Origin of the sequence: Marinobacter adhaerens HP15 (genome assembly GCF_000166295.1) — a bacterium.
Lineage (GTDB): Bacteria > Pseudomonadota > Gammaproteobacteria > Pseudomonadales > Oleiphilaceae > Marinobacter > Marinobacter adhaerens.
On record NC_017506.1, the window covers coordinates 3,793,933 to 3,820,562 of the forward strand.

Annotated in this window: 25 protein-coding genes and 1 pseudogene; 11 read left to right on the forward strand and 15 right to left on the reverse strand. The window is 57.4% G+C overall.

What is annotated here, in order from left to right; translation table 11 throughout:
• The first annotated feature begins 27 nt into the window (after positions 1-27).
• Complete coding sequence (locus tag HP15_RS17810; RefSeq protein WP_014578751.1) at positions 28-1,605, forward strand: Re/Si-specific NAD(P)(+) transhydrogenase subunit alpha; 1,578 nt, start codon at positions 28-30, stop codon at positions 1,603-1,605.
• Between the two features lie 12 nt (positions 1,606-1,617).
• A pseudogene (gene pntB, locus HP15_RS17815) lies at positions 1,618-3,010 on the forward strand (Re/Si-specific NAD(P)(+) transhydrogenase subunit beta).
• Between the two features lie 30 nt (positions 3,011-3,040).
• Here pntB and bamE read toward each other — a convergent pair.
• Both bamE and HP15_RS17825 read right to left on the reverse strand, forming a co-directional pair.
• Positions 3,041-3,346: an outer membrane protein assembly factor BamE domain-containing protein gene (gene bamE / locus HP15_RS17820; protein ID WP_014578753.1), complete on the reverse strand. Its 306-nt coding sequence runs from the start codon at positions 3,344-3,346 to the stop codon at positions 3,041-3,043.
• Between the two features lie 157 nt (positions 3,347-3,503).
• Positions 3,504-4,616 carry an NADH:flavin oxidoreductase gene (locus HP15_RS17825; protein ID WP_014578754.1) on the reverse strand — a complete coding sequence of 371 codons (1,113 nt, stop codon included), beginning with the start codon at positions 4,614-4,616 and terminating at the stop codon, positions 3,504-3,506.
• Positions 4,617-4,705: 89 nt separating this feature from the next.
• Between HP15_RS17825 and HP15_RS17830 the strand changes: the two genes are divergently transcribed.
• Positions 4,706-5,176 (forward strand): winged helix-turn-helix transcriptional regulator, encoded by a 471-nt coding sequence (locus HP15_RS17830; RefSeq protein ID WP_014578755.1) that lies wholly within the window; start codon positions 4,706-4,708, stop codon positions 5,174-5,176.
• Between the two features lie 167 nt (positions 5,177-5,343).
• Positions 5,344-6,066 (forward strand): OmpW/AlkL family protein, encoded by a 723-nt coding sequence (locus HP15_RS17835; protein WP_041645792.1) that lies wholly within the window; start codon positions 5,344-5,346, stop codon positions 6,064-6,066.
• A gap of 137 nt (positions 6,067-6,203) precedes the next feature.
• Here HP15_RS17835 and HP15_RS17840 read toward each other — a convergent pair whose 3' ends face one another.
• The 4 genes from HP15_RS17840 to HP15_RS17855 all read right to left on the reverse strand — a co-directional run bounded on the left by HP15_RS17840 (position 6,204) and on the right by HP15_RS17855 (position 10,188).
• Positions 6,204-7,145 carry a hypothetical protein gene (locus HP15_RS17840; RefSeq protein ID WP_169702182.1) on the reverse strand — a complete coding sequence of 314 codons (942 nt, stop codon included), beginning with the start codon at positions 7,143-7,145 and terminating at the stop codon, positions 6,204-6,206.
• Positions 7,127-8,023 (reverse strand): multiheme c-type cytochrome, encoded by an 897-nt coding sequence (locus HP15_RS17845; RefSeq protein ID WP_169702183.1) that lies wholly within the window; start codon positions 8,021-8,023, stop codon positions 7,127-7,129. The genes HP15_RS17840 and HP15_RS17845 overlap by 19 nt, the downstream gene beginning before the upstream one ends.
• Positions 8,024-8,258: 235 nt before the next feature.
• Positions 8,259-8,738, reverse strand: a complete 480-nt coding sequence (gene mrtJ / locus HP15_RS17850; RefSeq protein ID WP_041645799.1) for a JDVT-CTERM system glutamic-type intramembrane protease MrtJ — start codon at positions 8,736-8,738, stop codon at positions 8,259-8,261.
• Between the two features lie 127 nt (positions 8,739-8,865).
• On the reverse strand, positions 8,866-10,188 hold the full coding sequence (locus HP15_RS17855; RefSeq protein WP_014578759.1) for a DEAD/DEAH box helicase: 1,323 nt from the start codon (positions 10,186-10,188) through the stop codon (positions 8,866-8,868).
• Positions 10,189-10,508: 320 nt separating this feature from the next.
• On the opposite strand from HP15_RS17855, the gene HP15_RS17860 reads away from it, so the two are divergent.
• A complete protein-coding gene (locus HP15_RS17860; RefSeq protein WP_014578760.1) occupies positions 10,509-11,324 on the forward strand; it encodes a TlpA disulfide reductase family protein in 816 nt (271 codons plus the stop codon).
• A gap of 40 nt (positions 11,325-11,364) precedes the next feature.
• On the opposite strand, the gene HP15_RS17865 is transcribed toward HP15_RS17860, so the two are convergent.
• Positions 11,365-11,820: a DUF302 domain-containing protein gene (locus tag HP15_RS17865; protein ID WP_014578761.1), complete on the reverse strand. Its 456-nt coding sequence runs from the start codon at positions 11,818-11,820 to the stop codon at positions 11,365-11,367.
• A gap of 69 nt (positions 11,821-11,889) precedes the next feature.
• The gene (locus tag HP15_RS17870) at positions 11,890-12,810 is read right to left on the reverse strand and encodes a lysophospholipid acyltransferase family protein (RefSeq protein WP_041645802.1); all 921 of its coding nucleotides are present in this window, start codon (positions 12,808-12,810) and stop codon (positions 11,890-11,892) included.
• A gap of 188 nt (positions 12,811-12,998) precedes the next feature.
• Between HP15_RS17870 and mltF the strand changes: the two genes are divergently transcribed.
• Positions 12,999-14,369, forward strand: coding sequence for a membrane-bound lytic murein transglycosylase MltF (mltF, locus tag HP15_RS17875; protein ID WP_014578763.1), 1,371 nt, complete (start codon positions 12,999-13,001; stop codon positions 14,367-14,369).
• Here the strand turns inward: mltF and HP15_RS17880 are convergent, their stop codons facing one another.
• Entirely contained in the window at positions 14,370-15,896 is a 1,527-nt protein-coding gene (locus HP15_RS17880) for a flavin-containing monooxygenase (protein ID WP_014578764.1), read from the reverse strand.
• Between the two features lie 155 nt (positions 15,897-16,051).
• The gene (locus tag HP15_RS17885; RefSeq protein WP_014578765.1) at positions 16,052-16,600 is read right to left on the reverse strand and encodes a YgjV family protein; all 549 of its coding nucleotides are present in this window, start codon (positions 16,598-16,600) and stop codon (positions 16,052-16,054) included.
• A 143-nt stretch (positions 16,601-16,743) separates the two neighbouring features.
• On the opposite strand from HP15_RS17885, the gene HP15_RS17890 reads away from it, so the two are divergent.
• Entirely contained in the window at positions 16,744-17,778 is a 1,035-nt protein-coding gene (locus tag HP15_RS17890) for a histone deacetylase family protein (RefSeq protein WP_014578766.1), read from the forward strand.
• A gap of 1 nt (position 17,779) precedes the next feature.
• On the opposite strand, the gene rlmE is transcribed toward HP15_RS17890, so the two are convergent.
• Complete coding sequence (gene rlmE / locus HP15_RS17895; RefSeq protein ID WP_014578767.1) at positions 17,780-18,400, reverse strand: 23S rRNA (uridine(2552)-2'-O)-methyltransferase RlmE; 621 nt, start codon at positions 18,398-18,400, stop codon at positions 17,780-17,782.
• Between the two features lie 156 nt (positions 18,401-18,556).
• Between rlmE and HP15_RS17900 the strand changes: the two genes are divergently transcribed.
• The gene (locus tag HP15_RS17900) at positions 18,557-19,285 is read left to right on the forward strand and encodes a TrmH family RNA methyltransferase (RefSeq protein WP_014578768.1); all 729 of its coding nucleotides are present in this window, start codon (positions 18,557-18,559) and stop codon (positions 19,283-19,285) included.
• Positions 19,286-19,401: 116 nt separating this feature from the next.
• Positions 19,402-20,070: a transglutaminase-like domain-containing protein gene (locus tag HP15_RS17905; protein ID WP_014578769.1), complete on the forward strand. Its 669-nt coding sequence runs from the start codon at positions 19,402-19,404 to the stop codon at positions 20,068-20,070.
• 24 nt (positions 20,071-20,094) lie between these two features.
• Here HP15_RS17905 and HP15_RS17910 read toward each other — a convergent pair whose 3' ends face one another.
• Positions 20,095-21,249, reverse strand: coding sequence for an ABC transporter substrate-binding protein (locus tag HP15_RS17910; protein WP_014578770.1), 1,155 nt, complete (start codon positions 21,247-21,249; stop codon positions 20,095-20,097).
• Positions 21,250-21,439: 190 nt separating this feature from the next.
• Entirely contained in the window at positions 21,440-23,026 is a 1,587-nt protein-coding gene (ahpF, locus tag HP15_RS17915) for an alkyl hydroperoxide reductase subunit F (protein ID WP_014578771.1), read from the reverse strand.
• A 259-nt stretch (positions 23,027-23,285) separates the two neighbouring features.
• On the opposite strand from ahpF, the gene HP15_RS17920 reads away from it, so the two are divergent.
• A complete protein-coding gene (locus HP15_RS17920) occupies positions 23,286-24,041 on the forward strand; it encodes a DUF3581 domain-containing protein (protein WP_008172632.1) in 756 nt (251 codons plus the stop codon).
• Complete coding sequence (locus HP15_RS17925; RefSeq protein ID WP_008172631.1) at positions 24,022-24,498, forward strand: peroxiredoxin; 477 nt, start codon at positions 24,022-24,024, stop codon at positions 24,496-24,498. The genes HP15_RS17920 and HP15_RS17925 overlap by 20 nt, the downstream gene beginning before the upstream one ends.
• Before the next feature lie 77 nt (positions 24,499-24,575).
• Here the strand turns inward: HP15_RS17925 and ahpC are convergent, their stop codons facing one another.
• Together ahpC and HP15_RS17935 are read right to left on the reverse strand one after the other, a co-directional pair.
• Positions 24,576-25,139, reverse strand: coding sequence for an alkyl hydroperoxide reductase subunit C (gene ahpC / locus HP15_RS17930; RefSeq protein WP_008172630.1), 564 nt, complete (start codon positions 25,137-25,139; stop codon positions 24,576-24,578).
• A 162-nt stretch (positions 25,140-25,301) separates the two neighbouring features.
• Positions 25,302-26,519, reverse strand: a complete 1,218-nt coding sequence (locus HP15_RS17935) for a choline transporter (protein ID WP_014578773.1) — start codon at positions 26,517-26,519, stop codon at positions 25,302-25,304.
• Positions 26,520-26,630 lie beyond the last annotated feature (111 nt).

A 26,630-nucleotide genomic window follows, 5' to 3' on the forward strand; every position in this document is an offset into this window, starting at 1 on the left:
TCGGTCGTTCCGGAGGACGCGCTTAACATGAAAATCGGTATCCCCAAGGAAATCTTCGAGGCTGAGAGGCGGGTGGCTGCAACGCCACCCTCTGTTCACAAATTAGTCGGGCTTGGTTACGACGTCATCGTGGAAGGAGGCGCCGGCGAGGCTGCGAATTACTCCGATGCGGCCTATGAGAAAGTGGGCGCAGCCATCGCAACAGACACCAGTTCGCTCTGGAAAGAAGCCGACTTCATTCTGAAAGTCCGCGCGCCCATGGAAAATCCGGCGCTGGGTAAACACGAAGCGGATCTGATGAAAGAGGGCGCGTTTCTGGTCAGCTACATCTGGCCGGCGCAAAACCCGGAACTCCTGGAAAAGCTGGCCGCCAGAAAGATTACCTCTTTTGCTATCGACAGCCTGCCCCGCATCAGCCGCGCCCAGAAGATGGACGCCCTCAGCGCCATGGCCAATATTGCCGGCTATCGGGCGGTGATCGAAGCGGCCAACCATTTCGGGCGTTTCTTTACCGGCCAGGTCACGGCTGCCGGCAAGGTGCCACCGGCCAAGATCATGGTGATCGGTGCCGGCGTTGCCGGCCTGGCTGCCATTGGTGCTGCCAACAGCATGGGCGCCATCGTGCGGGCCTTCGATACTCGCCTGGAAGTAAAAGAACAGGTTGAAAGCATGGGCGCCCAGTTCCTGGTGCTGGACTTCGAAGACGAGGACGGCAGCGGCAGCGGCGGCTACGCCAAGCAGATGAGCGACGAGTTCATCAAGGCGGAAATGGAATTGTTCGCTGAGCAGGCCAAAGAGGTGGACATCATCATCACCACCGCTTTGATTCCCGGCAAGCCAGCACCGAAGCTGATCACCGCAGACATGGTGAAATCCATGAAGCCCGGCAGCGTGATTGTGGATCTGGCGTCCGAACGGGGCGGCAACTGCGAGCTCACCGAGCCTGGCAAAGTGGCGCACGAGCACGGCGTAACCCTGATCGGCTACACCGATTTGCCCAGCCGTATGGCCAAGGTGGCCAGTGAGCTCTACGCCACCAACCTGGTGCATCTGCTGACCGAGCTGACACCCGAGAAAGACGGCAAACCCGTGGTGAACATGGAAGACGATGTCATCCGTGGTCTTACCGTGGTTCATGAGGACGACATCACCTGGCCACCACCACAACCGGAGGCACCGGTCAGTCCCAAGCCGGCACCGGGTACGGAGGAGCCGTCGGCCGCTGACAAGGCCGCCGCGAAGAAAGAGGCCGATCGCAAGAGCCTGATCGGTAAAGGCGTCCTTCTGGCCGTGACCGCCCTGGCACTCTACGGGGTTGGCGCACACGCGCCGGAAAGCTTCCTGCAGCACTTTACCGTGTTTGTTCTGTCCTGCTTTATCGGTTGGCAGGTCATCTGGAATGTCACGCCTTCCCTGCATACGCCTCTCATGAGCGTAACCAACGCGATCAGTGGCATCATCGTGATCGGTGCGATTCTGCACCTGGCACAGGCGGAGAACGTTGCCGTCGGGATCATGGCCTTTGTCGCGGTGCTGATTGCCAGCATCAACGTAGGGGGCGGCTTCCGGGTCACCCATCGCATGCTCAAAATGTTCCGCAAGTAGGAGACGCCCGATATGAGCACAGGACTGGTGAGCGTGGCCTACGTGGTCGCAAGTATCTTGTTTATTCTCAGCCTTGGTGGCCTTAGCCACCAGACATCGGCACGACGGGGCAATCTCTACGGCGTCGCCGGTATTATCATCGCCGTGGGAGCAACCCTGGCCAGCGTTGACGGCGGCATCGTCTCGATCCTGGTGGCCGTGTTGCTGGGTGCCGGCATCGGCATTGCTATCGCCAACAAGGTGGAAATGACCCAGATGCCACAGCTGGTGGCCCTGCTTCACAGCTTTGTGGGCGCGGCAGCCGTGTTTGTAGGCTTTTCAGGCTACATCGAGCCTCTGATTGCAACCTCCGGCGCGGAGCACACCATCAAGCTGGTGGAGGTCTTCGTTGGCATCTTCATTGGTGCGGTGACCTTTACAGGTTCGCTGGTGGCCTGCGGCAAGCTTGATGGTCGCATCGACAGCAAGGCCCTGACCCTGCCCGGCCGGCACCTGATGAACCTGGCAGGCGTTATCGTCTGTGTTTTCCTCGGGGGCCTGGTTCCTGGGTACCGACAGCATGGCCCTGGGCATCGTGGCGCTCGTTCTGATGACCGTCATTGCCTCGGTCCTCGGCATCCATCTGATCATGGCCATCGGCGGTGCCGACATGCCTGTGGTGGTCTCCATGCTCAACAGCTACTCCGGTTGGGCCGCAGCCTCCATCGGCTTCATGCTGGGCAACGATCTGCTGATTGTCGTTGGTGCCCTGGTGGGCAGTAGCGGTGCCATCCTCAGCTACATCATGTGCAAGGCCATGAACCGCTCGTTCATCAGCGTGATTCTCGGCGGCTTTGGCCAGACCAGCAGCAGCTCGGCTGCCGCCGATGCTGACCAGACCGTGCATGAATCCAGTGTGGATGAGGTCTGTGAAGAGCTACGCAACGCCCAGTCGGTGATCATCGTGCCCGGTTATGGCATGGCGGTCGCCCAGGCGCAGAACGGCGTCAGCGATATGACCAAGATCCTTCGGGACCGTGGCGTAAACGTGCGCTTCGGCATCCATCCGGTGGCCGGCCGCCTGCCAGGGCATATGAACGTACTGTTGGCGGAAGCCCACGTTCCTTATGACATCGTTCTGGAAATGGACGAAATCAATGATGATTTCCCGGATACCGACGTGGTGCTGGTTATTGGCGCCAACGACACGGTGAACCCTGCGGCAGCAGAAGATCCCGGTAGCCCGATTGCCGGCATGCCGGTGCTGGAGGTCTGGAAGGCTGGACAGGTTGTCGTGCTCAAGCGAGGCATGGCCACCGGCTATTCCGGCGTAGAGAACCCGCTGTTCTTCAAGGACAACACGCGCATGTTGTTCGGCGATGCCAAGGACAGCATCGACAAGCTGGTAGGAGGTTTGCGGGGCTGAAGGCAGCCCCGCGCCTGATCTTTTGCCAGTTTATTCCGTGGTGTTGTAGACGTAAGACGAGACCGTGCCGTCCTGGTTGAATCGAACAACCAGGTCGGTGGTTTCTGCATCACCAAAGGCAGACCACTTGTACTTGCCATAGGTCCAGGTGCGTTTGCCGTCTTCGATCCCGGTGCGCCACGGCTCGCCGAACATCTCCTGGATATCCGCCCGTGTGGTTTCACCAATCTGGATCTGGTCCACGTTGTGGGTGGCGAAGTCTTTCCCAACGGTCGCACAGCCCACGATGGCCGAGATCATCAGAGCCACAGCCAGTGTTTTGATTGAACCCATCATCGACATGCTGATCCCTCTTACTTCAGGTGAGTTTCACCCATCATAACGTGTCTCTGATCAGACGCGATTACGAAGACGACAGATTCACCGGGCACAAAAAAGCCGCAGGCCCGAAGACACTGCGGCAAGTTTCGATCGTCCGATCGAAAGGGGTTAATCAATAAAGCTTGGCGAGGGACTTCTTGGCGAAAGATTCCACCTCGTTCAGTCGGCCTTCTTTCACCTTGATCAGCCATTCCGGATCCTGCAGAAGTGCCCGACCCACGGCGATCAGTTCAAACTCGTGGTTGTTCATTCGCTCCACCAGCTCATCGATCCCGGCTTTCTCAACGGCTTCCTGCTTGCTGGCAAAGGTGCCGCTGATGAAATCTTCCGTCAGCCCGACACTGCCCACGGACATGGTCGGTTTACCGGAAAGCTTCTGGGTCCAGCCTGCGAGGTTCAGATCCGAGCCTTCAAACTCCGGCTCCCAGAAACGGCGGGTGGAGGCGTGGAAAATGTCGACACCTGCGTCCACCAGAGGCTTCAGGAACCGCTCAAGTTCCTCAGGGCTATTAACCAGTTTGGCCTCGTAATCCTGCTGCTTCCACTGGGAGAACCGGAGCATGATCGGGAAGTCCGGGCCAACCCGATGACGCACCGCTTCAACGATCTCCACCACGAACCGCAGCCGGTTCTCCAGGCTGCCGCCGTACTCATCGTCGCGCTGGTTGGTACCTTCCCAGAGGAACTGGTCCAGCAGGTAGCCGTGGGCGCCATGGAGCTCGACACCATCAAAACCCAGGGCCTTGGCATCCTGGGCCGCATCGGCAAAAGCGACGACAACATCCTCGATGTCTTCTTTGCTCATGGCCTTGCCGTTGGGCTTGCCCGGTGCGAACAAGCCGGAAGGGCTGTATCCGGGTACCGAAGGATCCGGCGGGGTGCCCTCCTTCCTGACCGCGCCCACGTGCCAGAGCTGCGGGAAAATCGCGCCGCCGGCCTCATGGACCGCGTCGACCACATGCTTCCAGCCCTCAAGAGCATCGGTGCCGTGAAACGCCGGTACATTCGGATAGCCGTTGGCGGCCGCGTGATTGACGGTCGTGCCTTCGGTAATGATGAGGCCAACGCCTGCTTCGGCCCGTCGGCGGTAATAGGACACCACGTTCTCTCCCGGAACGCCATCCGGCGAGAAATTACGGGTCATGGGCGCCATAGCCACCCGGTTTCGCAGTTTGAGGTTGTGAAGTTCAAACGGTTCGAAAAGCGGGCCAAGATTCATGCTCATGGTAGTATGCAACCTCACTAATTTGGTTTCGTAAAGCAACCCTATTAAATCTGGTTTTAAAATGCAACCCTATTCGGTACACTCCCGTCATGGCCAGAAAACGTTTTGATGACTCCAGCTGTTCCGTCGCCCGCGCCCTCAATGAAGTGGGCGACTGGTGGTCCCTCCTGATTGTGCTGCACGCCATGTATGGCACCCGCCGGTTCGTGGATTTCCAGCAGGAACTGGGCATTGCCAAGAACATCCTGTGTGATCGCCTCGCACGGCTGGTGGACAATGAAGTGCTGCGCAAGGTGGATGTGGGCGAACATGGGTCACGCTTTGAATACCGCCTGACCGAAAAAGGCAGGGATCTTTTCCCGGTGGTTATCGCTCTTCGCCAGTGGGGAGATAAGTGGAACCCTGCTCCGGACGAGCCTCCGCTCGATTTGCGCGACCGCGCCACCGGCCGGCCGATACACACGGTGGAAGTCCAGGACGCCGATGGCCAGGCCCTGTCCATCAGAGACGTGTTTGTCCCGGACGAGAGTCTGCCCGTGCGGAAAAAGAACTCTGCCTGACTATTCGCAATAACCGCAGCAATCGAATCACCGTCAGTTTTTTTGAGTTGAATCAATCCGCTGATCAAACGCGCTCGCCTGCCCGGGCATTCTTGCGCTAAATCAAGTTTCCATTTCCCGATGTCATTAATCTGCAGTCATCAACGATTCAGGTTAAGGAGATGGATATGTCCCGTACATTCAAACTTGGTGTTCTGGCTGCAGCGGTAATGGCTGCTGCTCCCGCTGTTCAGGCGTACGAAGCTGGTGATTTTATCGGCCGCGTTGGTGTGGCAACGGTTGATCCGGATTCTTCCAGTGGTAACTTGAACTCCAACGCGCTTGGCGAAATTGATGGCGCCAAGGTCAGCGTCGATTCCAACAGCCAGTTGGGACTGACCGCAACCTACATGCTGACCGACCAGATCGGGGTTGGCGTGCTGGCGGCAACCCCGTTCAAGCACGATATCAAGGGTGACGGCGCAGCTCTGGGTGGCACTGGCAAGCTGGCAGAAACCAAGCACTTGCCGCCGACCATCACACTGCAATACTTCCCGATGCCCAGTGGTAGCAAATTCCAGCCATACGTCGGCGCTGGCGTGAACTACACCAACTTCTTTGAAGAGAAAACCACTCAGACACTGACGAACACCTATGACGCTGTAGCCGGAAACCCGGGTATTGACGGTACAGACATCAAGCTGGATGACAGCTTTGGTCTGGCAGCCGAAATTGGTCTTGACTACATGATCACCGAAAACGTGGGTATCAACGCTGCGGTCTGGTGGATCGACATCGACACCGAGGCCACCATTAACGCCTACGCGGGCAATGCGGTAGCCGATACCAGCACCATCGACGTGGATATCGACCCCTGGGTCTACATGGTAGGCGTGTCCTACAAGTTCTGATCCCCGTGCCTCCGCCAGTCGCCACGGTCTGTTGGCTGGCGGAAGGTGCGTTTTCCTATGCGGGGCTTCTCCGGCCCCGCCTTTTTATATCGATACCCAATCATCAAACGGCTCTTCCCTGAGCCTGTCATCAAATCCTACTGAACCTCGAAGCTGAGCTCGGCCATAACCTCGGCGGGCGGTGGGTTCAATCTGGCGATTGTCTGGAACTCATCAACCCATTCATGCTCTCCGTGCAAACCATCAATAAAAGTCGGGCGGATAGACTGGTAGTAGAGAGTCGCATCCACTTGCAGGGGCAAAGCCACAGCCGCGCCAACCGGAATCCGATAGTGGATGGTGTCCCGCCCTGCATTACCAGCGTTAAAATCGCTATCGTCATTCAGCCCGATCGGCCGGACATCTTCTGGTACCGAGGCAATATCGAACCCCTTGGGAGGGATACGATTATCCTTCAGTGGGTTAGCGGCGTAGAGCAGAATATGGGTAATTGCGCCGGTGGTTGAGCCCAGAACAGTTTCATAAACCGGCACATCGTTTTCGGACGATACCTCATTGAGATGAGCCTGATAGCAGACCGAGGAATCAAAATCGGAGGTCTTCTTCGCGGCTAGACAGGCCTCCGAAGTAAACACCGCATCCATTGGCAAACGATAAGACTCATCCGGGAGCCCGCCGGCAAACACCGTTGCGCCATTGGCATCACGCACCCGGGTTCCTACCCACATTCTCCGAGCGGGGAAACTGGTGGGTAACTTGTGGCCGGTTTCGTTCTGAATGGTCAGATCAAAGGCCAACTCGCCAGCTCCCAGGGTCTGCCCGTTTACTGATAACGTGACAGCCGTTTTGAGGAATTTCCGGGTCAACTCTGCCGTTGCCGCAAATTCTCCCGCCTCATTGATATCGCTGCGACCGAGTTCCTCCCTGAACAGCTCCAGGGTTTCAAGCAACCAGGTATTTCCGCCAAGCATCACATGAGGTGAGTAAGGCTGCCTCTCGGGCCAACTGGCGTTTACCGAGCCGTTCGGTCTGACCGCCAGACGGGTTAGGAAGTCCTCAGTTATCTCTTCACGCGCCATATGGCACTGCTGGCAGGAACGGGGTTGCTGCCATTGGGTCCGAAATCACTGTTTGCCCACTCGGTGTAAGGCGTCTGTTCAGGGTAATCCTCACCGTTGGGCTGATCCGTCTCCATATCGATGGTCGGGGTGTAAAGTTCGTGGCAGCTGGCGCACTGCCGGGAGTCCGACATATGCAGACCAAAGACTGGCGTGTAACCGACCTGATTCTGCATCGCCTGCCCCTGCGGGTTCTGGTATGGCCCATGGATCGTGAATGCGTCCGGATCACCCTCGGCAGGAATCTCGAAATTGCCGGAGTGCACGCCATCGGGGTAGGCATTACCGTCCAATACACTGTCGGTTATCTGATGGCAGGCTGTGCAACTGACCCCCTCTCGGGCATGGGGGTCAACAAGGGCCTGTTCGGCCCGGTAAAAACCATCATCGAGACCTGACCCCGTCTGGTGAGCATGCGTGGTCGCCATGGGGCTGTGGCAGGTCAGGCATTTATTCTCAATGAAACCTGCCAGATGGGGGAATGTCTCCGACTCATGCACCATGTTCGCCCGGAAATAAGGATCGGTGAACGCATTCGCCATCACCGTGCTTTTCCAGTCTGCGAAGGGACTGATGTCATCACCCTGGGGCGAGGGCTGGTTCTCCGAGATCTGAGCATCTGGCGCCCGCAGCACCGCGGGGCTGTCACCGGGCTGACTGGCAGTATGGCACTGGCCACAATCCGCCGCCGCCAGGAAAACGCCGGTCGGACTCCAGTGCTCTATCTGGGCAGTTAGCGAGGGTAAAACCTCTTCATGGGCGGAATCCGGCTCGGTCTCGCCATTTGCGTCTCCCGAAGACCCGCCAGTATCGCTGCAGGCCGTTAAAAATATCGACATGAGCGCAACATATCGCCATGGAAACACACTTTTCGGGAGAAAAGTCTTCATAACCGCCCTCGAGATTGCCGTGATATTCAGGCTGATACACAAGCAGAATTCCGGCTTTGACACTGATCAACTTTTGACCACACTCCGTCACCACCAACGCGTGACCCGGCATTAGTTATAACGTAATAGCCAAAAGAAATATAGGGCGTGCTGCCGTGGGGCTATTTACAAATGAAACTGGCGCTCAAAAACTAAGATACGTCTGGCCCAAGAGGATCGAAAAGTTGTACGTGGCGTGCAAAATCACACAGGGCAGCAGCGAGTCGTGCCGGTCCCGAAAATACCCGAACACCAGAGCAGGAAGGAACACCAGCCAGGCCATCAGATCGGTTCGATAAACAAGATGCCAGGCGGTAAATAAAAGCGCAGCGATCAGATTTGCGAAGGACAGGCCGGCAAAGCGTTTCTGACCCACCGGAGTGTGAGCTAGCCAGCCCTGCACCACGCCGCGAAATGCCAGTTCTTCGATGATAGGCGCCCAGAGTACCAGTGAAAGAATCGACAACAGGTCGGCATCCTGCCAGCCACTGCCTCCGGCAAGCACTGTCAGCAACATCCCGATCAGACAACCGATAACCAGAGCGAGCACAAACTGACCATCGGCCATGGACCGTGTTGGTCGGCTCAAGCCCAACTGTGCCCGTAGAGAGCTGGATTGATGCATAGGCGGGAATATCCTGGCCGGACTGGTTTCAGACCCTGATACTAGAGCATCCATCCTCAAAAAGTCAGGGCACCAGAAACAGAAAAACGGAGCCGAAGCTCCGTTTCTCATGACTGCCAATCAGCCTTCAGGCACTCTGGCGCTGGGCCGGACGACTCCGCTGACCACCGCCATTCTGGCTACGGCCACCGCTGCGACCACCCGGCTTGGCGCCGAAGCTCTTCGGCTTTCCGCCGGGACGACCATTGCCACCGCCGTTACCATTGCGGTTGCGGGCGCGGCTGGGGTCTGCCTTGGCCTTGGGCTTCAGCGGCAGGTTGTTGGTCGGCTCAAAGCCTTCCACTTCCGTGCGCGGCAGCTGCTTTTTAATCAGTCTTTCGATACCGGCGAGCATCTTGCCCTCATCGGCACTGACCAGAGACAGGGCGTGACCACTTTCACCGGCACGGCCGGTACGGCCGATACGGTGCACGTAATCTTCCGGTACGTTGGGCAGTTCAAAGTTCACTACCTGGGGCAGCTGCTTGATATCCAGGCCACGGGCGGCGATATCCGTCGCCACCAGCACACGTACTTCGCCAGCTTTAAAATCCGCCAGCGCGCGGGTACGGGCACCCTGTGACTTGTTGCCATGGATGGCAGCAGCCGTAATACCGTCCTTCTCCAGCTTCTGGGTCAGGCGATTGGCACCGTGTTTGGTGCGGGTGAAAACCAGCACCTGATCCCAGCTGTTATCGCGAACCAGCTTGCTCAGCAGCGCTGTCTTCTGGCTCTGATCTACCGGATAGACAGACTGCTTGATATTTTCGGCAGAGGTATTCCGAGCCGCAACTTCAACCTGAACCGGGTTATCCAGCAGACCTTCTGCCAGAGTCCGGATCTCGTTGGAGAAGGTGGCGGAGAACAGCAGGTTCTGGCGCTTGGCCGGCAACAACGAAAGGATCTTGCGGATGTCGCGGATAAAGCCCATGTCCAGCATGCGATCGGCTTCGTCCAGAACCAGGATTTCCACTTCGTTGAAGCGCACAGCATTCTGCTGATACAGGTCCATCAGACGACCCGGTGTTGCCACCAGCACGTCCAGGCCTTTGCGCAGCTTCATCATCTGCGGATTGATTTTCACACCACCGAAGACCACGGCGGCCTTGGTTGGAATGTATTTGCTGTAAAGATTCACGCTGTCATGAACCTGCGCCGCCAGTTCACGGGTGGGCGTCAGAATCAGGGCGCGGGGGCCTTTGCCAGTGCGCGGGTTTTCACCCAGACGCTGCAGCAAGGGCAAGGTAAAGCCGGCGGTTTTGCCGGTACCGGTCTGGGCTGCCGCCATAACGTCCCGGCCAGAAAGCACGGCAGGAATGGCCTGGGCCTGAATGGGAGACGGGGTTTCATAACCCTGGTCAGACGTGGCACGGACCAGCTGCTCGGACAAACCGAGTGAAGAAAAACTCATATAAGATCAACTCTTGATTATTCTGCCTCCACGACCACCGTTTTCGGCGAATGCGGGCAGATGCCATGAATATTCATGGAATAAAAGACGACTACGGTCACGCGCCGTTATCGGGGTGACGTCCTCTGACAGGTCGTATGGAAAGGTCGCACGGGCTTCAAGCCTTAAACTGCGGAATCCCTAGAGGCAGGATGAGGGCACATTAACAGAGCCCCGGCCAATTAGCCATAGGTGATTATAATAAGCATCCGAAGGAACCTGGATTGCATCTTCGAGTCAGACTGCCTTCACGAAACCGAAACACACAGGGATTTGTCAGAATGAGCGTCAGTATTGGCCCAGTGAGCCTGTCCATCGGCCATCTTCTCCTGGTTATCGCCTTCGGGCTGGCTCTGCTGGTTGGAGGGATGCTCGGCCGCAAATATCGGGTGCCGGTAGCCGGATCGGTGGCCGATATCTTTGTAGTCGCGATGCTGAGCGCCCGGATCGGTTTCGTAATTAGCTACTTCGAGCATTACCAGAACGACCTGCTGGGCATCATTGATATCCGGGACGGCGGTTTTGATGCGCTCTGGGGTGTCATCGGCGCCATCATCTTCACCGGCTTTTTGATGTGGCGCAGGAGAGCACAACGCAAGCCGCTGGCTACCGCCGCGTTAACGGGCGCCCTGTTCTGGGCAGGTACCGCAGGCACCATTACACTGATCGAACAGCAGGCCCGCAGTATGCCGGACGTGACCCTGCGCTCGCTCAATGGTGAAGTGATCAACCTGTCCCGGTTGGCTCCCGGCCAACCCCTGGTCGTGAACCTCTGGGCAACCTGGTGCCCACCCTGCATCCGGGAAATGCCGGTGCTGGAGGAAGCCCAACACATCTATCCGGATATCGCATTCGTGTTTGCCAACCAGCGCGAACAGCCCGAGACCATCCGTTCCTTTCTTGAGGAAAACCGCCTGAACCTGAACAACCTTTACCGGGACGATCAGGCCCAGCTGGCACGCGCCGTTGGCAGCAATGGCTTGCCAACAACGCTTTTCTACAATGCCCAGGGCGAGCTCATCGATTCCCATATGGGCGAACTGTCACGGGCAACACTGGCCAGGGGCCTGGAAAAGATCCGGGCACCCTACGAGTGAAACAGGCCCGCTGTGCCCGTTAACCGCATGGCGTTTTTATCTACCGGGTTGCCGCTTTGGCAAAATTTCCCAGTGCGCCGCTTACTTTTCCGAGCACCTCATCGCACCCCTCAATGCCATGGCGGCTCTTGAGGTATTGCGGATCGTTGTACCCCAGCCACACCTCTCCGTTGGCATCCTCCCAGATCAGGGCTTTTTGGGGCAGGTCGATGGCGACACTCTGGGCGCACTGCATCAGCGGTGTGCCGACTTTGGGGTTGCCGAAAATAACCACTTCGGTCGGACGCAATTCCAGACCGGCTTTTTCGGCGCCCTGCTGATGATTAACGCGGGCCATGACCGTCATGCCCTTCTCTTTGAGCACAGACTCGAGTTTGTCGGCCGTGGCTTTTACATCGTGACTGCTTTTGATCGCGACCAGTCCATCTGCGGCATTGGTGAGCGTGGCGAACAGCAGAGTCGATGCCACCAGAACCAGTCTGAGAGTGCAGCGCATAGTATCCTCCAGAGGGTTGGCTGAAGTTTTCAGGATAGAACAGAGGCAGGCGTTACGCATGAACGCGCCTCAGTATATGGCTGCCGCACCTTCTGGCCTGCTCTTGAATCGCTTGTGCAGCCAGAGGTACTGATCGGGTTGCTCACGAACAGTGGCTTCAATAAAACTGTTCCAGACTTTGGCGTCCTGTTCCGGATGTTCGCCAAAGGACTCCTGAATCGGAGAAAACACCACCCGGTAACTGCCATCGGGCATTCGCAAGTGACTGACGCAGATAACCGCGGCGCCGGACTCCCTGGCAATGAAGCTTGGCGACGTAATACAGCCGGCACTGATCCCAAAAAAGGGCACGAACACCTCGGACTTCTTGCCGAAATCCTGGTCACAGGCGAACCAGACCTGCCCCCCTTCTTTCAGGAATGACAACATGGGTCTGATCTGACGTTTGGTGAAGGGGCGAATACCAAAATGCCGCCGCCGGCCACGTTCGATCATACGGTCAATCACCGGATTGTTGTTAGGGCGGTACATGTAACCCGGCTTCTCAAGCTTGCAGGCAATCAGAGGCAGGGCAAAGTCGAAAATACTGTAGTGCCCGCCGATCAACAGCACTCCCTTGCCGCGTCGTTTCGCTTCTTCAAGGTGCTCGGTACCCTGGACCGAGGCGCTCTCGCAATAGGGGGTCATATCCCGCCACCAGGCATGAACGCTTTCCAGAACGCCACGGGCCGAGGCCACAAACGCATCCTCCACCAACTGGCTACGGGTCGCTTGGTCGAGTTCGGGCATGCAGGCCGCCAGGTTGGCGTCCGCAACCCTGGCACGGGATCGCATTTTGCTGGAAAGGCGCTTGCCCAACCAGCCTCCAAGACGCTGCTTCAGTCCCATCGGAAGAAACGACAAAAGCCTGAGCAAGCAGACCAGAGTCCAGGCCGGCCAGTACGACGGATGCCAGAGAGAGTGTTTCCTGTTTCTTTTGCCGGACGCCATTTAAAAGTGGCCTGTGATAATGAGAAAACGGGCGACCAGCCTGACACAATCTCCCTCAGCTAGATACGTGATTTACTCATGGATGCGTTTGGTCAAAGGGAATCCAATTCCCGAACTCAGGAGTATGGTTTTAAGAAGATACGTGTTAATACGTAGAAGTCATTTCAAAAGACAGGAAATTCCTCGCTATGTTCCGATGGAAGTTCGCCGCGGGTCTTGTGATCCTGCCACTCCTGCTTGCCGGCTGCAGTGACAACACCAGCACCAGCCAACCGACGACAACGGATATCAAGCCACCGTCGGAAACGGGCGTACTCAAAGTGGCTACCCGCAATGGCTCCACAACCTATTACGTGGATCGGCATGAGAACCCCGTCGGTCCAGAGCACGCACTGATCAGCGCCTACGCCGAGAGTCGGGGCTGGCAGGTAGAATGGACCATGCTCGATTCCACCAGCGACGTTCTGGCGGCGTTGGAATCTGGCAACACCCATCTGGCCGCAGCGGGACTGACGCACCTCGCCTCCCGCGATGAGCGCTTTGTAAGAGGCCCGGCTCACACCGAGATTACCGAACAACTCGTCTGCCATCGCGACGCTCGGCCCATGCCCCGCAAACCTGCGGACATTCCCGGCACTGATATTGTCGTAACCGCGGGCTCCAGCTACGTTGAAACCCTGAACAAGCTGAATGAACAGCATCCGGGAATCGTTTTTGAGGAGGATGCAGACCGCACGACAGAGGTCATTCTCTCAGACGTAGCAGAACGGGATGTTAGCTGCACCGTCGCTGATTCCAACATTGTTCAGGTCATGCGCCGGCATTTCCCCCACCTGGAAGTGGCGATGACGCTAACACAGGGTCGGAATCTTGGCTGGTATATGCCCAAGGCTTCCGAAAATCTGGCTTCCGATGCCCATGAGTGGATGAATAGCGTCGAAGGCGATGAGGCCATAGGGCTGATGGAGAACCGCTACTATGCCTACATTGGCGACTTTGATTTCGTGGATCTGCGTGCCCTGAATCGACGCATTGAAGACCGCCTGCCCGATTTCATCGATCAATTCCGGGAAGCGGAGGCCAAAACCGGCATGCCCGCAGACCTGCTGGCCGCGCTGGCCTACCAGGAATCCCACTGGGATCCAGCGGCGAAATCACCCACCGGTGTCCGCGGCATCATGATGCTGACCCGACGAACCGCCGAATCTCTGGGTGTAACCAACCGGCTCGATCCCGATGCAGCTATTGATGGTGGCGCCCGCTATCTGGCCGACCGTCACCGCCGCCTGCCAGAGACTATTCCTGAGCCGGACCGCACCTTCCTGGCGCTGGCGAGCTACAACATCGGCCGTGGGCACCTACTGGATGCCCGGGAGCTGGCGCGGAACCTGAACAAGAATCCGGACTCCTGGCAGGATATGACCGAGGTGCTACCCCTGAAGGCCGACAAGCGATACTACCCCAGCACCCGCTACGGATACGCCCGGGGCTATGAGCCGGTGCACTACGTGCAGCGCATTCGCAACTATCGGGATGTCATACGTTCGGCGTTTGAGTGATCAGGTTCCGAACAGGGCCGAGCGCAGGGGCCGCAGGAAACCACCGGATTCCTTGTGGCTCGCGTGGGTCCGCTTGCCATCGAATTCCAGGTAGCCATCCTCAATCGGCTCGAATCGCAGTATTCTGACGTCCTCCAGATAATTCTGGGACGACTTCCAGGGCCCGTGAGTGCCCTGGCGGGGCAGGCGATCGGCGGCCCGGCGAATATAGCCGGCATCCAGAGAGCCAAGCACGGTGTCGTCGCCGCGACTGTTCTCAGTGTCCCGGGCCACCACGGTACGATAGCCACGCTTGTCCATCAGATTCATCAGCCGGCACAGGTACTCGGCGGCAATGTCCACCTTCAGGGTCCAGGAAATGTTGGTGTAACCGAAGATCATGCCGGCGTTGGGCACGCCCTCCACCATGACATTCTTATAGATAATCTTGTCTTTCATCACGACTTCCTGGCCGTCCACAGTCGGCCGGATTCCACCCAGCATCTGGATATCCAGACCTGTTGCCGGGATGATGATATCCGCTTCCAGTTCCTCACCCGATTTCAGGCGGATGCCGGTTTCCGTGAAGCGGTCAATATGATCGGTGGCAATGGACGCCTTGCCCGCTTTCATAGCCTGGAAAAGATCCCCGTCTTTTACCACGCACAGGCGCTGGTCCCACGGATTGTAATCCGGCGTGAAGTGCCGCATGTCGGCGGTGTCCCCAACCTTGCGTTTGATAATGCCCAGGAACAGCCGGCGCATGAACTTCGGGCTCCTTCTGGAGCGCAAGTAAAGGAAACGGGAAATGGAAATATTCCGGGCCCGGGTCAGCCGATAGGCGGTTCTCTCGGGCAGAATTTTCTGCAGGGCCAGAGACACCTTGTCGGTTGAAGGCAGAGGCATCAGATAGGTGGGTGAGCGCTGAAGCATGGTGACATGCGAGGCCTTCTCGGCCATCGTTGGCACCAGGGTAATGGCAGTTGCGCCGCTGCCAATAACCACCACCTTCTTGCCCGCGTAGTCGAGATCTTCCGGCCAATGCTGCGGGTGTATGACCTGGCCGCGGAAATCATTTTCACCCGGGAAGTCCGGCTTGTAGCCCTGATCATAATTGTAGTAGCCGGTACAGCCGACCATGAAGTTGGCGGTGTAGTGTTCTGTTTCGCCGGTGGCTTCGTTCAGGGCCGAGAGCTTCCAGCATTTGTCGACACCTGACCAGTCCGCTGTCTTCACCGCCAGCCCGAAGCGGATGTGGCGTTCGACATCATGCTCCCTGGCGGTCTCCGCCACATAATTCTTGATCGATGCGCCGTCGGCCAGCACCTTGCCGCCTGTCCAGGGACGGAAATTGTAGCCGAAGGTAAACATGTCCGAATCCGAACGGATTCCCGGGTAACGGAACAGATCCCAGGTGCCACCAAGGGACTGCCGACGTTCGAGGATGGCAAACGACTTGCCGGGGCATTCACGCTTAAGATGGCATGCCATGCCAATGCCGGAAACGCCGGCGCCGATGATCAGTACATCGAAATGCTGGTTACTCATTGCCTGTCCTCTCGGATTCCAGTCCGCTTTTTATAATCAATGGCCTGCAATCAAGATAGCTCAGGCAGCGCTGGTCGGGAATTGGCCAAAGTGGTCCCTGCCCCTGGTTGTTTCAGTCAGTCTCGAGATGCGAAACCGCCGACCCGCAACGCCGTTCAACTTCCGGGCGTGAAATCGGGGTATTTCTTCTGCAGCCGATAGAGCCGGATGATGGTGATGATGTTGGTGACCAGCACCATGCCTTCCGCCAGGGTGCCACCCACGGAGCCGATCACGATGTTGTTGAGCATCCAGGCCAGGGCAGCAAACCCGAGCACGATTCGCAGGGGAATACCCCTGAGCATGAACATGCCCACGGTGCCGAAAACGGCGGCGGCGAGGGGGAATACGTCGGTGATGGATTTCCAGGTCGCCCAGGCAACGACCAGGTTCACCGCCAGGATGCCCAGCATAATGGGCCAGTTGCCCTGGTACTTGCGCGCCAAAGTAATGCGCACAATTACCAGAACGGTCAGTGCCGAGGCGGTCCAGCTCTCGAAGAACGCGAACATCAGGGCAAACGCAACGTTGGCGGAGATCAGCAGCACCATCAACCGGTCGTCATTCTTGTTCGCGAAGCCGGCAATGCAGAAACCCAGGGCTACAAGACCGCACACCTGGCCCAGAACCTCGGCGAGGGTCATGTCCGCGATCAGATCAATCATCCTTTACCGTCCTGTCGCTCGTCGCCATATCGGTAATCCCCTCTGCCCGCAAAAGGTTTCAGCCTGCCACAATCAGGGCCTTTGAGCCATCAAGCTCCCTGTGCCAAAGTGCTCACGTCATTCAGCAAGGACCACTCAAGACCATGAAAACCGTATTCTCTCCATTGCACAGCCGCCGACACGTCAAAACCGAACTGGATGGCGGACTGCTGATCGAGCCTCACGAGAAGCCGTCCCGTGCCGAAACCATCCTGGCACGAGTGAAAGAACAGGCGCTGGGAGAGATTCTGGAACCGGAAGAATTTGGTCTGGAGCCCGTCAAGCGGGTGCACACAGCGGATTACGTGGCGTTCCTGGAAACCTGCTGGCAGGAATGGCTGGCTGCCGGCAAACCGGGTGAAGCCATCCCGGCGGTCTGGGCGGGTCGCGGCATGCGCCACCGGCTGCCCAGGGACATCGACGGCCGGCTGGGCTATTACAGCTTCGCGGCGGAGACGTCGATCTCGGATGGTACGTGGGAAGCCGCCCGGGCATCCGCCAATGTGGCCCTTACCGCCCAGAAACTAGTGGCCGGAGGCGAGCGCGCGGCCTTTGCCCTGTGCCGCCCACCGGGACATCACGCCCATGCCGATCTGTTCGGCGGGTACTGTTTCTTCAACAATGCCGCCATCGTGGCGCAAGCCTTTCGTGACCAGGGCTATGGCAAGGTCGCTGTGCTGGATGTCGACTTCCACCACGGCAACGGCACCCAGGCGATCTTCTATGATCGCAACGACGTGCTCACCATCAGCCTGCACGGCGATCCGGATCTGGTGTTTCCCCATTTTCTGGGCTTTGAGGACGAGATTGGCGAGGGCGCCGGTGAGGGCTACAACCTGAATATCGTCTACCCGCCAAACACGCCCTACAGTGTCTGGAGTCAGGGTCTGGAAACCGCCTGCGAGCGGATACAGTCATTCAAGCCGGACGCCCTGGTGGTCGCCCTAGGTGTCGATACCTTCGAGGAAGACCCGATTTCCTTCTTCAAACTGAACTCCGGCGATTATCTGACCCTCGGCCAGCGTCTTGCCGCGCTTGGATTACCAACAGTCTTTACCATGGAAGGCGGTTACGACGTCGACGCCATCGGCGTCAACGCGGTGAACGTCATGCAGGGATTCGACCGGGCTGCAGGCTGAATCAGCCCTTGAAGCCCTTGCCGAGAATGTAGACTTCCCGGGAGCGGGAGCGGGAGGAATCCGGCTTTCGCACCACAACCTTGTCGAAGACAGCGCGGACCGATTTCAGGTACTCATCGTACCCTTCGCCCTGGAACACCTTGGCCAGGAAGCTGCCCTTGGGCTTGAGCACCTGGCTTGCCATGTCCAGGGCCAGTTCGACGAGATACATGGACGAGGCCTGGTCGGCCACGGTCACGCCGCTGATGTTCGGAGCCATGTCGGAAATCACCACGTCCACCGGGTCATCACCCAGGGTGGCCATGATCGACTCGAACACATCGTTCTCGGTGAAATCACCCTGGATAAAATCCACACCGGCAATGGCATCCATGGGGAGAATGTCTGAGGCAATCACACGGCCTTTGTGGCCCACCAGTTTGGCCGCCACCTGCGACCAGCCGCCAGGTGCAGAGCCCAGATCCACCACCACCATATTGGGATGGATCAGCCGGTCCTTCTTGTTGATTTCAAGAAGCTTGTAACTGGCCCGCGAGCGGTAGCCATCCACCTGCGCCTGTTTCACGAAAGGGTCGTTGACGTGCTCTTCAAGCCAGCGGTTACTGCTTTTGGATCGGGCCATGGGGTCTCTTCACAACGGGAAAGCCAAACTTCAATTGTACGTGCCGCGCCGGGCGGCGGCAAAATCCTGACAACCGGGACGGCCACACGTACAATCCTGCCTGAATTCTGTGATTTTTCAGAACCCACCACGCCCACCTGACGGGAGACCGCCCTCGTGAATCTGGCCGACATCAAAAAACTGCACCAGAAAAAGTACCGGCAGTCGTTTGGCCACTACCTGGTTGAGGGCGAACACCTGGTTCTTGAGCTGCAGAAAGCCACCGACGGCCAACCTGCTCTCAAGGCCTCGGAACTTTACGTCACCGGGGCCTATGAGCACTGGCAGAGCCCGTTCAGAACCCATGTCATCAGCGAACGCCAGATGGCACAGCTCGCCGACACCCGAACCCCGCAGGGGATTCTGGCGCTGGTACCCATGCCGGAGCGCCCGGCCGAACCGGTTCTCGGGGAGAAAGCGATTTACCTACATGAGGTTCAGGACCCCGGCAACCTCGGTACGATTCTGCGCACCCTGGCCTGGTTCGGCGGTTTCCGGTGCCTGTTGAGCCCGGGCAGTGTCGACCCCTTCAATCCGAAGGTGGTGCGTGCCAGCATGGGGGCGCTCTTTCACGTCCCTCTTGAAACCGACGTTGCTCTGACAAGCCTTCCCGACCGATACCAGAGCCTTGCCTGCCTCGACCTCAATGGCGGTTCGATGGCATCCCGGGGCTTCAGGGAACACGACTGTTATCTGTTCGGCAACGAAGCCCGGGGTGTGCCGCGGGAGGCCCTCGATCAATTGAAGGCGGTGCCGTACAGCATTCAAGGCCAGGGGCAGATCGAGTCCCTGAACCTGGCCTCGGCGGTGAATATGTGCACCTACGAATTAATGCGGGACCTTTAGACTGCAAACCCCATGCTCTGAGCACTTTCCCCAATCGTTCTGGCGGAAACCGCCATTGCCTGTGCCTTGCCAATTGAGCACGATCAGAATCTGATCCCGAGACCGGACTGATGACTATGGAACGCTATCTCCAGCCCACCGCCTTTTTTGACTATGACCATCCCAGGCTGAAGGCATGGATCGAGTCAGAGCTGGAGGGAGTTCCTGATGAGCCGGTGGAGCAGATCAAGGCGCTTTATCTCGCTGTTCGTGACAGCATCAGCTACAACCCCTACGTGTTCCGGACCGATGCGAACACGTTCAGTGCCAGCTACGCTCTGGAAAGCGGCGAAACCTACTGCATCCCCAAGGCCGTTCTTCTGGGCGCGGCAGCTCGCTCGATTGGCATTCCCAGCCGGCTTGGGCTGGCCGATGTTCGCAATCATCTCTCAAGTCCGAAACTGATCGAATGGCTGCGGTCGGACATCTTCCGAATGCACGGTTACATCGAGCTTTTCCTGAACGGCCAATGGGTCAAGGCGACGCCAGCGTTCAACCGGCAACTGTGCGAACTGATGAAGGTGGAACCGCTGGAATTCGACGGGGTGCACGATTCCATGTTTCAGGAGTACACCGACGACGGTCACGCGCACATGGAATATGTGAACGACCACGGCCTGTTCGACGACGTGCCCCATGAGTTTATCGTCTCTGGTGTCCGGGCGGCCTACAGTCATCTCTTTGCCGAGGAAGAGGAGCCTGAAGCTCCGAAAGGCAGTCTGGTGCAGGACATATCGAGCCCCTAAAGCCTGCTCGAATCCAGGAGGACCTTATTCTCTCCTCGCGACCGTGTCTGCTCTCTGCCCTGCCAGCGCCCCAGTGATCGCATCCAGCACGGCATCAGAATCGGGCACTGTTTTCCCGGTCTCAGTCTCGCCAACGCGGCTAAAGCGCCGGAAATCAATGGCGCTCCAATTCTCAGAGTCCATAATGCGCTGCACCCGCTCAACATTGCCACGGGTTGCAGGTTCCAGCTTGTAGCGGAAAACATAGTCCGGTGACATATCTCCAAAATCTTGGCCATGGTGATAATCATGCAGAAGGAGCAAGGCAAGTCCACCGCCCATGAAATGTCGGCCGAGGCTGACCAGCAACTCCCCCTGCCGGATACTTTCCAGGGCCTCAGGTTCCCAGTCTACGCCGCCCACCAACAGATCTTTGCCCGGCGTCCGGCCGGCATTTCGAGCGGCTTCAATCGCGCCCAGTGCCATGCCATCACTCGCGCTCCAGATTGAGACAGTATTCGGATAGCGCTTCAGCAGGACCTCCGTTTTTTCACGGGCCAGGGCTCCGCTCCAGTTGGCATACACCAGTTGCATAAGCTCGCTGCGCTGCTGGACTGCAGCCGCCAGCAACCCTCCATTCCTGTCCTTGGTGGCAGAGGAATCAAGGGTTCCCGAGAGGGCGACCATGGGAATACTGGGGCCGGAGGCCAGCCCCAATTGTTCGGCCTGTTTGCCAAGCAGCGTTACGAGGACACGACCAGCGGCGATATTGTCCGGCGAAAGATGGCCGAGCCAGCCCGACAAGACGGTTCGGGGCATACCGATGCTGGCTCGAGCGGCGTCAGGCACATCGGTATTGAAGGTAAACGTCTTTACACCGGCCCCATCCGCGAGCCTGAGCATGGATTCGGTAACATGCTCCTTGCACATGAACAGCAGATAGTCGGGCTTTTCTTCGCGGGCCAATACGTCCTTCGCCATGCGAAGATAGCTGAATCGATGACTCTCCCGATCGTACTGAACCTCCAGGTCTACCTCGAGATCCTCCGCCACCGACTCCATGAAACCGGCCACCAGTTGCCAGAAACGAGAGTCGTCCGGGGAAAGAAAAACAACGCTTGGTCGGGTGCCGGCGTCTGCCAAAGGACCTGTAAACAGGAGCAGGAAACCGATGAGGAAGCGGGCTGGAAAGGACTTCATGTAATGAACAACCCTCTGGACGATCTGGCAACGTTCGCTTTCGCGGGGCCTAAGCTACCGAGCTGTCGTGTAACAGACAAGCATAGATCCGTAACCAATGTCTCAGTTCGGGAGGGAATGTTCAGCGGAAACGAAAAAGGCACCGGATCGCTCCGGTGCCTTTCTCTCTAATCAGGCGGCGTTGAGTGGATTACGCCGCTTCGTCTTCGCTCTCGTCCACAGAATTGCGGATCAGGAAGTCAAAGGCGCTGAGGGCGGCTTTGGAACCTTCGCCCATGGAGATCACGATCTGCTTGTAAGGCACAGTCGTCGCGTCGCCCGCTGCAAAAACGCCCGGAATGGAGGTTTCGTTGCGGTCGTTGACGATGATCTCGCCGTGCTGGCTCAGTTCGATGTCACCCTTCAGCCACTCGGTGTTGGGCACCAGGCCGATCTGTACAAACACACCTTCCAGGGAGATGTGGTGCTGCTCACCAGAGGTGCGGTCGGTGTAATTCAGACCGTTGACCTTGCCATTTTCCCCGGTAATCTCGGTGGTCTGTCCGGACGTGATGATCTCCACGTTCTTCAGACTCCGCAGTTTCTTCTGCAACACCTCATCAGCGCGCATCTCGGCACCGAATTCGATCAGGGTTACATGGCCCACGATACCGGCCAGATCGATGGCTGCTTCAACACCGGAGTTACCTCCACCGATTACCGCCACGCGCTTGCCCTTGAACAGGGGGCCGTCGCAGTGCGGGCAGTAGGCCACACCCTTGTTGCGATACTCTTCCTCTCCCGGAACGCCCATCTGGCGCCAGCGGGCACCGGTGGACAGCACCAGGCTGCGCGCTTTGAGAGTGGCACCGTTTTCGAGCCTTACCTGGTGGAGCATGCCAGGGCGTGACGCCGGGATCAGCTTCTCAGCGCGCTGCATGTTCATGATATCCACGTCGTATTCCTTGACGTTTTGCTCCATGGCCGCCACCAGTTTCGGACCCTCGGTGTAGGGTACGGAAATCAGGTTCTCAATGCCCATGGTGTCAGCTACCTGGCCACCGAAACGCTCGGCCGCGATGCCGGTGGAAATGCCCTTCCGCGCAGCGTAGATGGCAGCAGAGGCGCCAGCCGGACCGCCACCAATGATCAGGACCTCAAAGGCGTCTTTCTGATTGATTTTCTCGGCGTCTTTCTCGCTGGAGCTGGTGTCCAGCTTGGCAACAATTTCTTCCAGGGTCATACGGCCCTGGCCCCACGGCTCACCGTTCATGTAAACGCTGGGAACCGCCATGACTTCGCGCTGCTCCACTTCATCCTGGAACAGGGCGCCATCGATAGAAGTGTTCGTGATGTTCGGGTTCAACACGCTCATCAGGTTCAGGGCCTGAACCACGTCCGGGCAGTTCTGGCAGGACAGGGAAAAGTAGGTTTCAAACTCGAACCGGCCTTCCAGAGACTGGATCTGCTCGATCACATCCTGGGACGCCTTGGAGGGATGGCCACCCACCTGCAGCAGGGCCAGCACCAGGGAAGTAAACTCGTGGCCCATGGGGATGCCCGCAAAGCGAACGCCAATATCGGTGCCTACTCGGTTGATGGCGAAGGACGGACGACGCACGTCATTGGATTCTTCAGTGCGGAGACTGATCTTGGAAGACATCGGCTCCAGCTCTTCCAGCAGCTCCCGGAGTTCTTGGGACTTCTTGCTGTCGTCATAGGCCGCAACCAGCTCAATCGGCTGCTGCAGCTTGTCCATGTAGGCCTTGAGCTGTTCCTTGATATTGGCATCCAACATAGTCTGACTTCTCCTTTAAATTTCGGAACTAAGTATTTGAATCAAATACGGTGGTTAAGTTGAGTTGGTGCAACAATACGGCCCCGCCACTCAATGCTCAAATTAATTGACCCAAACTGTTTGATAGGGCTTTGCTATACCTCCAGATTCACCGCTGCTCGGGGCTTGACCAATAGCGCATATCCACCGAAAGCCTGCCGCAGTATGATGTTGTCATATCGTCGCAACATCATTCTCTGGTATCCAGAATAGGCAACGCATGTTTCTAGACCGTTTCCACTCCGTCCAGGACGGACACGTCGTAATTTCCGCCCTGCAGGCAAGCCAGTTCGCCAAGGAAATCGCGGGGGATTTCAATCCCATCCACGACCCGGATGCCCGCCGTTTCTGCGTTCCAGGAGACCTGCTTTTCGCCATTGTGCTCGCGCGGTTCGGGCTGTCGGAGAACATGACCTTCCGGTTCCGCAGCCTGCTTGGAGAGAATGTACCGCTCAAGTTCGTTGAAACCGAAAACACCATTGACGTCTGTGACGATGCCGGCAAAGTCTATATCGAGGTGGCCCGCAGTGGCGCGACAACCCGGGATGAGGAGTTGATCGAGACCATCACCCGTGCCTATGTGGCGGCCTCCGGCAAGAACTTTCCCCATACCCTGAAACCTTTAATGGAGTCTAACGGGGTGATGTTCAATCCTGATCGCCCCATGGTGATGTACGAGAGCATGAGCCTGGCCCTGGAGAATCTGGATCTGCCCTCGCCCGGGCTGGAATTGCACAACGCCACCCTGGAGGCAGCCGGTAAACGGGGTAACGTTCTCCTGGAATACCGTCTGACCGCCGATCACAAACCAGTGGGCGAAGTGACCAAACGGCTCGTATTAAGTGGTCTGCGGCCGTACTGTGCCGAAGCGATGGCCGGCGTAATTGAAGAGTTCTATCGCCTCAAGGCCCGGGGTGCCGACTATTTCAACAAGGACAACAGCGGAGACCATAGCAATGCCAATTCAGCCGGGTGATACCCTGCCAGACATCGAACTTCAGGTAATGGGCGAAAAAGGCCCTGAGAAAGTCCGTACCAGTGAACTCTTTGCCGGCAAGAAAGCCGTTCTGTTTGCTGTACCCGGCGCGTTTACCCCCACCTGTTCAGCCGCCCATTTACCCGGTTTTGTGGTAAATGCCGACAAACTGCGGGCCAAAGGCATCGACAGCATCGTCTGCACGTCAGTAAACGACGCGTTTGTAATGGACGCCTGGGGCAAGGCCCACAACGCCGAAGAAATCGTCATGCTGGCCGATGGCGTAGCAGAGTTCGCCAAGGCTCTGGATCTGACCCAGGATCGGACTGCGAACGGCATGGGCATTCGTAGCCAGCGCTACGCCATGATCGTGAACGACGGCAAGGTCGAGCTGCTGAATATCGACGCCCAGGGATTGGACCAGACCAGCGCCGAAACCATCCTAGAGGCTCTTTGAACCTCAGATTTTCGTGAGACATAAAAAACCCCGGATTTTCCGGGGTTTTTTGTAACCAAGCTTTCCGTAAGGAGAGCTTAGATCTTACCAACCAGGTCCAGTGACGGAGTCAGCGTTTCTTCGCCTTCCTTCCACTTGGCCGGGCATACTTCGCCAGGATTCTTGCGAACGTACTGAGCGGCTTTCACTTTGCGCATCAGGTCGTCAGCGTCACGGCCGATACCTTCAGCAGTGATTTCCATCGCCTGGATAACGCCGTCCGGATCGATCAGGAAGGTAGCGCGGTCTGCCAGGCCCTGACCTTCGCGCATCACACCAAAGTTGTTGGTGATGGTACCGTTCTGGTCGCCAACCATGTAGTAGTTGATCTTACCGATGGTCTCGGAGCTGCTGTGCCATGCCTTGTGGGTGAAGTGCGTGTCGGTAGACACGGAGAATACTTCAACGCCCAGTTTCTGCAGCTCTTCGTACTTGTCAGCCACGTCGCCCAGCTCAGTCGGGCACACGAAAGTGAAGTCGGCCGGGTAGAAGAAAAATACCGCCCACTTGCCTTTCACGTCTGCTTCGCTGATCTCAACGAACTCGCCGTTTTTGAAGGCGGTAGCGTTGAACGGTTTGATCTCGCTGTTAATGATGCCCATTAAAGAACTCCTTGTTGATGGATTCATAAGTTAATGAATTTGTGGCGCCCACAGTACGGATATCGGCGATGCGGATAAAATTGATAATTCCCAAGCCAGGGATAGAAAAAACCTATCTCTGGCTTTTGAAGGGAATTTTTCCGCCACCCCGTTTATGGGGTCTTAACCAGCCAGTTCAATCTTTCCAAAGTCCAGAATATTTTCTTTCGGTGACGCTTTAATGGCAGCCACTTCTGCCCGCTTGTTCGCCAGGATATAGACGAAACAGCCAAAATACAGTGCAATCACCAGGGCACCAACCCACTGAATCCGCAGGAAATCCAGCTGGAACAGCATGGTCAGACCAACCATCGCCAGGAAATTGAACACCACATAGTTCACCCGCCCGAGGCGCTGGGCAGTGAGATTGAGGTTGTCGGTATAGAGCCGGATCAATGAATCCAGCGAGTTCACCACCATCAACACACCCACCGAAATCATGGCGAGATTGGTGAACGCCGCAATCTGCAGGCCTTCCGCGTGGTAGTGGTAAAGCACGGTAAACCAGACACCAATGGCGATGGACGGTACCACCAGCATGGCAATCAAGAGCTGCCAGGTGCGGATACCGCTCACGAAACGGGCGGTGAACTGGCCGATCATGATGCTCCAGGCAAACCACCAGAACAGGTAGAACTCATGGTAGTCGTTGATCGGCAGGGCAAACTGGTGGATGTTGGCGAAGTACTCGCCGATCAATCCGGCGGTGCCGAAGAAATCTGCCGGTGAGCCCGCACCCATAACGAACGCCCGGAACCACATGCCCACGATCAGGGCAATAAACAACAGGCTCGAACCCAGACTGAGGATGCGCACATATTTGATCTTGGAGCTGGAATAGACCGCCAGCGCTATCGAGGCAAATACAATGGCGTAGAACGCTGGCACCACCGATTCGCCATCACCGAGCATGGGCAGGTACCAGGGCAGATTCACCAGCAGCAGATAGGCGGTAAACGCACAGGTTCCGATGATTACCACGTTGTTTACGACCTTCACCAACGGAATCTCAAAGAACTGCACACGCGGCTCAATGATCGCGAAGTAAAAACAGGTCAGGAAATAGAAGCCCCAGATCAGGAACGCCCAGAACCCGAATTCGATAGCCAGGGGGTTGGCAAAGCCGTACTCAGGGCTCGCAGACAGATCGCCATAGCCACCGAACTCGGTCAACGGGAACATGATCAGCCCCACATCCAGACCTGAGGTGAACAGGATGGCGATAAAGGTGAAGGTGCGGACGGGCGTTACGCCGATGCACTGGATGTCCCACCATTTGTACAGGATCAGCACAATGGCGGCGAAGGTGAAGATCAGACCTGCGGATAACCAGAGTGTCATAACGTCCTCCGGTTACTTTGTTTCTTTGCAATGAACAGCATGGGTGTTCCTCCTCTACTTAGTAAGCGCTGCTTCTTTCGAATCGGACACAAACCCAGGACTTGCCTATCG

Coding starts and splice junctions, on each gene's coding strand:
- HP15_RS17810 (WP_014578751.1), top strand. CDS start 28: ATGAAAATCGGTATCCCCAAGGAAATCTTCGAGGCTGAGAGGCGGGTG.
- bamE (WP_014578753.1), bottom strand. CDS start 3,346: ATGATGGGTTCAATCAAAACACTGGCTGTGGCTCTGATGATCTCGGCC.
- HP15_RS17825 (WP_014578754.1), bottom strand. CDS start 4,616: ATGAGCATGAATCTTGGCCCGCTTTTCGAACCGTTTGAACTTCACAAC.
- HP15_RS17830 (WP_014578755.1), top strand. CDS start 4,706: ATGGCCAGAAAACGTTTTGATGACTCCAGCTGTTCCGTCGCCCGCGCC.
- HP15_RS17835 (WP_041645792.1), top strand. CDS start 5,344: ATGTCCCGTACATTCAAACTTGGTGTTCTGGCTGCAGCGGTAATGGCT.
- HP15_RS17840 (WP_169702182.1), bottom strand. CDS start 7,145: ATGGCGCGTGAAGAGATAACTGAGGACTTCCTAACCCGTCTGGCGGTC.
- HP15_RS17845 (WP_169702183.1), bottom strand. CDS start 8,023: ATGTCGATATTTTTAACGGCCTGCAGCGATACTGGCGGGTCTTCGGGA.
- mrtJ (WP_041645799.1), bottom strand. CDS start 8,738: ATGCATCAATCCAGCTCTCTACGGGCACAGTTGGGCTTGAGCCGACCA.
- HP15_RS17855 (WP_014578759.1), bottom strand. CDS start 10,188: ATGAGTTTTTCTTCACTCGGTTTGTCCGAGCAGCTGGTCCGTGCCACG.
- HP15_RS17860 (WP_014578760.1), top strand. CDS start 10,509: ATGAGCGTCAGTATTGGCCCAGTGAGCCTGTCCATCGGCCATCTTCTC.
- HP15_RS17865 (WP_014578761.1), bottom strand. CDS start 11,820: ATGCGCTGCACTCTCAGACTGGTTCTGGTGGCATCGACTCTGCTGTTC.
- HP15_RS17870 (WP_041645802.1), bottom strand. CDS start 12,810: ATGGCGTCCGGCAAAAGAAACAGGAAACACTCTCTCTGGCATCCGTCG.
- mltF (WP_014578763.1), top strand. CDS start 12,999: ATGTTCCGATGGAAGTTCGCCGCGGGTCTTGTGATCCTGCCACTCCTG.
- HP15_RS17880 (WP_014578764.1), bottom strand. CDS start 15,896: ATGAGTAACCAGCATTTCGATGTACTGATCATCGGCGCCGGCGTTTCC.
- HP15_RS17885 (WP_014578765.1), bottom strand. CDS start 16,600: ATGATTGATCTGATCGCGGACATGACCCTCGCCGAGGTTCTGGGCCAG.
- HP15_RS17890 (WP_014578766.1), top strand. CDS start 16,744: ATGAAAACCGTATTCTCTCCATTGCACAGCCGCCGACACGTCAAAACC.
- rlmE (WP_014578767.1), bottom strand. CDS start 18,400: ATGGCCCGATCCAAAAGCAGTAACCGCTGGCTTGAAGAGCACGTCAAC.
- HP15_RS17905 (WP_014578769.1), top strand. CDS start 19,402: ATGGAACGCTATCTCCAGCCCACCGCCTTTTTTGACTATGACCATCCC.
- HP15_RS17910 (WP_014578770.1), bottom strand. CDS start 21,249: ATGAAGTCCTTTCCAGCCCGCTTCCTCATCGGTTTCCTGCTCCTGTTT.
- ahpF (WP_014578771.1), bottom strand. CDS start 23,026: ATGTTGGATGCCAATATCAAGGAACAGCTCAAGGCCTACATGGACAAG.
- HP15_RS17920 (WP_008172632.1), top strand. CDS start 23,286: ATGTTTCTAGACCGTTTCCACTCCGTCCAGGACGGACACGTCGTAATT.
- HP15_RS17925 (WP_008172631.1), top strand. CDS start 24,022: ATGCCAATTCAGCCGGGTGATACCCTGCCAGACATCGAACTTCAGGTA.
- ahpC (WP_008172630.1), bottom strand. CDS start 25,139: ATGGGCATCATTAACAGCGAGATCAAACCGTTCAACGCTACCGCCTTC.
- HP15_RS17935 (WP_014578773.1), bottom strand. CDS start 26,519: ATGACACTCTGGTTATCCGCAGGTCTGATCTTCACCTTCGCCGCCATT.